Consider the following 1,981-nt stretch of genomic DNA (forward strand, 5'->3'; position numbering starts at 1 on the left):
ATTTTGCGTGCCCAGGCAAGCCGTTAATTGCTAGTTGGTGGAAGTCCAATCTGAGTAAGTGCCAAGACGCTCAGTAGCTGGCAGGCAGCTGGTGGAGAAATCCTAAGGTTGAAGCCCTGTGACAAAGTAACTCCCTTTGCGGAGTGCGAGCGAACTGACAGGTTGTAACATAAAGTGAATCCTGCCGTCCCGTCAAAAGAACCTGCCACTTGGCAGCCAAGGAGAAGTCGAGCCTTGAGAATATAGGCGAAGACCACGGAAGGTGTGTAGAACTTGGAAGCAGCACCGAAGAATCTCTCGGGGTATGGGGAGCGACATGTTAGGAAAGTAATTAACGGAACTGGGGATACCCTCCTCGTCACTTTCTTATGAAAGTAAAGCTGAAACCTATAAGTGAAAACGAAGTGGTGAAAGGATGAGAGGGAGTCGGAAGGGGTCATAGTACCAATGATGACAATGAAACACAACATTGTCTAGGGAAGGACGGCGAATGCCAGTACCCTACTTCGTTCATATGTCCAAAGGAGGTAAGAGTCAGTGAATGCCAGGAAAATGGCTAACTACACCAATATTGATAAAGCTCAAGAACTCTGGAAGACGTTATATCTTTGTGCTAAGGAAAGTCCAACTCGCAGATTTCACGCACTATATGACAAGATTTATCGACCTGACATCCTATGGGAAGCATGGCAACGTGTGAAAAGGAAGAAAGGAAGTGGAGGTGTGGACGGACAGACGATTGAACAAATCGTCTTGGATTACGGGGAAAGGAAGTTCATGAATGAAATCTTCCTTGAACTGAAAGAGAAACGCTACAACCCTAGTCCAGTGCTCCGTACCTTTATTCCGAAGGAAGACGGGAAACAGCGTCCATTGGGAATCCCGACGATTAAAGATCGAGTAGTCCAGACGGCAACGAAGATGGTGATAGAACCGATATTCGAGGCTGATTTCCATGAATGTTCATTCGGATTCCGACCGAAAAGAAATGCCCATCAAGCCATGGCGAAAATCAGAAGAGCGAGTAAGAATTGCTTTTGGGTAGTCGACGTCGATATCCAAGGGTACTTCGACAATATCAATCAAGCAAAGTTGATGAAACTTCTGGAACAACGCATAAGCGACAGAAGGGTATTGAAACTGATTCGCAAATGGTTGGAAGCAGGCATCATGGACGACGGGAACATCAGGAATCCAATAACAGGAACCCCTCAAGGTGGTGTTATCTCTCCATTACTTGCCAATATCTATCTGAATGTTATGGATAAATTATGGCAGGAGAGATTTGGAGAACTCGGAGAATTGATCCGGTATGCGGACGACTTCGTCATCATGTGTAAAACGAAGAATCAAGCAATGGAAACTATCCGAGTCATTCAGGCGATAATGGGGAAACTGGACTTGACCATTAATCGGGATAAATCCAGGCTGGTCAATATCTGGAATGACACAGACGGATTCGATTTCCTTGGCTTCCATAATCGTAAATTCCCTATCCGCCGAAAAGGCGGCAACACGTTTTATGTCATGAACCACATACCGAAAAGGAATGCCATGAAGAAAATGCGAACGAAGATAAAAGCCTACACAGAACCGAGAAATAAGCTCTACTTGGATATCCGTGAACTGGTCAAAGGCTTGAACCGGAAGTTACAAGGGTTCAAGAACTATTACCAACTTTCCCCGCAAGGGAAGAAATGGCTGAATCGCATTGACTGGTATGTTCTTAAAAGATTGGTCTTGTTTTATAACAAAAAGAAGAACAATCGAAGGAAACATGGGAACCTGAAAGATGTGAGAAAAGAAATCGAACATATATTAGTGAAGTTGGCGAGCTAAACCAGTACGTACTGCCAAAGAAAGAAGAACGTCGGAAAGCCGTATGAGGGAAAACCTCACGTACGGTTTGATGAGGAGGAGCTGAAAGTAAAAGAGGAAGTCAGGAAGGCTTCCTCTTTGAAATCAGTTTCTTACTCTACAC

1 protein-coding gene is annotated in these 1,981 nt (G+C 44.7%); it reads left to right on the forward strand.

The window, feature by feature from the left end; translation table 11 throughout:
* Window positions 1-537: 537 nt before the first annotated feature.
* Window positions 538-1,839, forward strand: a complete 1,302-nt coding sequence (gene ltrA, locus HRJ06_RS22835) for a group II intron reverse transcriptase/maturase (RefSeq protein ID WP_174735229.1) — start codon at window positions 538-540, stop codon at window positions 1,837-1,839.
* Window positions 1,840-1,981: the final 142 nt, after the last annotated feature.

This window comes from Mesobacillus harenae (assembly GCF_013343715.1).
GTDB classification, from domain to species: domain Bacteria; phylum Bacillota; class Bacilli; order Bacillales; family Cytobacillaceae; genus Mesobacillus_A; species Mesobacillus_A harenae.